This is a genomic window from Streptomyces sp. rh34 (assembly GCF_002551245.1).
GTDB lineage: Bacteria > Actinomycetota > Actinomycetes > Streptomycetales > Streptomycetaceae > Streptomyces.
In genome coordinates, this window is sequence record NZ_NTGZ01000439.1 from 1 (window position 1) to 3,252 (window position 3,252).

The window sequence follows — 3,252 nt, forward strand, 5'->3', positions numbered from 1 at the left end:
CTCGCGCCATCAGAGATGTGTATAAGAGACAGACGAGGCGCTGATCCGCACCGCGGTCCGCGTCTGCGCCGCCCTGCGTGAACAGGGCCACCCCTACGGCCCGGCGGACGGCCGGGAGGTCGTCCGGGTGGCCGGCGACCTGGCCCGCCTGCGCGGCCTGCCCGCCCCCGGCCGCGGTGAGCTCCTGGAAGCCGTGCAGACGGTGCTGGGGCGCGGCGAGACCTACGGCACCGGCCGCGCCGTCGCCCGGGCCCTCGAACGCGTACTCGTCGGAGCCCGCACCGGACGGCCCGCACCCGCCGCTCCGCGCAGCGGACTGGGCCCCGCCGTGGAGGCCGAGTCCGAGGCGCTCGCGCTCCCCGGGCCATCGGACGCGCACGAGAAGACACCGCGCGATCTCCGGCTCGACCCGGCGCGCTCCACCCTGGACCGGCGCCGCGAACTGCTGCTGCGCAGGCTGACGGTGTGCGGCATCCCTTACGCGCAGGAGCAGGGGGTGGCCGGTGCGGCGGGCGGTGAAGGACTCACGACGCGCTGGCAGGTGCGGTGGACCCCGGCGACAGCCGCGATGCTCACCGCGGCCGGGGCACGCGGCGTCACCCCGGCCCAGGCGGCCGAGGGGGTGCTGCGGCAGCGGCACGCGGCCGAGCGGGCGGAGGGCGGTCCGACGGCCGCCCAGGTCGTCGGCGGCCTCGCGGAGGCCGCCGAATGCGGGCTCCCCGGTCTGGCCGACGAACGGCTGACGGAACTCGCCGCCGTACTCCCCGCGAGCGGGACCCTTCCCGAACTCCTCGCGGGGCTCGACCTGCTGGATCGCGTGGAGGCCGGCCACCTGCCGGGGCTGGCCGCGCCCGACGGCTCGACGGCCCCGGACACCACCGCACGTGCCGCCCGCACCGCGCACGCGGCCGAACTGCTGACCTCGGCCGCGGTACGCCAGGTCGACGGCCTGACCGGCTCCGAGGACCCCGAGGACGCCCGGGCGCTCCTCGAACTGTCCCAGCGGGCCGACCGGGTGGGCGGCATCCGGCTCACCGACGCCCTCGCCCGGCTGGCCGCCGACGGCACCCCGTTGATCGCCGCGGCCGCCGGAGCGGTCAGGGTGCTTACCGGCCAAGAAGAGGCCCAGTCCTTCGGTGGACGCGTCGCCTCCTGGGTGGACGGAGCCGTGGACAGCTCCTCCAGGGCCGCGCTCACCGCCCGGCTCACCGGCGTCCTGACGGTGGCGGGCCCGCTCCTGACCGTCGGGGCCGGCGCCCTGGACCCGCTGCTGCACCGGGTCGTCGAGCTGGACGACACCGCGTTCCTGGCCCGGCTGCCGGCCCTGCGCGGTGGCTTCGACACCCTGAGCCCGGCCGCCCGCGACCGACTGCTGGACACCGTCGAGGAGCGGCTCGGCGAACGGGTCGACACCCTCGACGCGGACGACCCGGCCGAGCTGGCCCGCCGGACGACCGCCGACCTCGCGGCCCGCCGGCTCCTGACCGACCTCGGCCTGCCCGTCCCGCCACCCGCGCGGGACGACCGGACCCCACAGCCGTCCGGCCGCCCCACCGCGGCGAGCCCCACCACCGCGCCCGATACCGAGGCCGCCACCAAGACCGCCCTCGTACCCTCCGCCGAGGACGCCGCCGCGCGGACCCTCGCGCCCGCCGACCGCTGGAGGCTCGTGCTCGGCCGGCGGGCCGACCAACTCGCCTCCGGGGCCGCCCGCCTGGCGACCGCTCTCGACGAGCTCTACGGCGCGGGGCACGGCGAGGGATCCCGCGGCGGCCTGCCCGGTCACGGCGGCTCCGGACCGCGCGGCGGCCGGGAGCCGTCCTTCCCCGGCGTCCGCGAGTGGTCCGAGGAACTGGCCGCGCTGTTCGGCCCCGGCGTCCGCGAGGAGGTCCTCGCGGCGGCGGCCGGTACAGGACGGCAGGACGTCCTCGCCGAACTCGACCCGACGGCCGCCACCCCCTCCGTGGAACTGCTCCGGACGATCCTGCGGTACGCCGGCGGGCTCCCCGAAGCCCGCGTCGCGGCGCTCCGGCCCCTGGTCCGCCACCTGGTCGACGAACTGACCCGGCAACTCGCCACCCGGCTGCGGCCCGCCCTCACCGGTACGATGCTGGCCCGGCCCACCCGCCGCCCCGGCGGCAGGCTCGACCTGCCGCGCACGCTGCGCGCCAACCTGGCCAACGCCCGCCGGACGGCCGACGGAACGATCCGGGTGATCCCTGAGAAGCCCGTGTTCCGCAGTCGCGCCCGCCGGTCGGCCGACTGGCGGCTGATCCTGGTCACCGACGTCTCCGGATCCATGGAGTCGTCCACGATCTGGTCCGCGCTGACCGCCTCCGTGCTCGCCGGCGTACCGGCCCTGAGCACCCATTTCCTGGCCTTCTCCACGGAGGTCGTCGACCTCACCGGGCATGTGCACGATCCCCTCTCCCTCCTGCTGGAGGTCAGCGTGGGCGGGGGCACGCACATCGCCGCCGGGCTGCGGCACGCCCGCAGCCTGATCGCGGTGCCCAGCCGCACCCTCGTCGTCGTCATCAGCGACTTCGAGGAGGGCGCGCCGCTCGCCGGACTGCTGGCCGAGGTGCGGGCTCTGGTGACCACCGGCTGCCACGTGCTCGGGTGCGCGAGTCTCGACGACGCCGGCCGGCCCCGCTACTCGACCGGCGTCGCCGGGCAGCTCGTGGCCGCCGGCATGCCCGTGGCGGCCCTCAGCCCACTCGAACTGGCCCGCTGGATAGGGGAGAAGACCGCATGAACGAGGACCGGTTGCCACCTGTCGCGCCGGAGGTCACGGCCACGCTCGTGGAGGACCTCTCGCCCCGGCTGCGCAAGCGGCTGGACGCGGCCGTCACCAAGCTCGGCACCCGCACGACGCGCCGCGACGGGGACACGGTGACCATCGAGGTCGACGACGAGACCGAGTTGCGCCTGCACGCCCCGGGCGGCGTGGTGGCGACGACGGACGCCATCACCTGCGGTTGCCTCCTCGCCCCGGCCTGCGTCCACCGGGCGGCCGCCGCCTGCGCCGCCCCCGCGGCGGACCCGCCGCCGGAGCTCGCCGACCAGCCCACCACGGCGGCCCCCGAACCCACCTCCGTAACGGACCCCGCCTCCGCCACCGGCCCCGCTTCCGTAACCGATCCCGCCCCCGACTCCGACACCCCGCCCGAGGTGGCGAGCCCGTCCCGGCGTGCCGCCGCCGACGCCCTGTGGTCGGCGGGCGCCGCCGTGCTGGAGGCCGGTGTCGACGGG

2 pseudogenes are annotated in these 3,252 nt (G+C 77.1%); both read left to right on the forward strand.

The window, feature by feature from the left end:
* Window positions 1-34: 34 nt before the first annotated feature.
* Window positions 35-2,755: pseudogene (locus tag CR470_RS36860) on the forward strand (DUF5682 family protein); the annotation flags it as partial.
* Window positions 2,752-3,252, forward strand: a pseudogene (locus tag CR470_RS36865) (hypothetical protein); the annotation flags it as partial. The pseudogenes CR470_RS36860 and CR470_RS36865, both read left to right, overlap by 4 nt.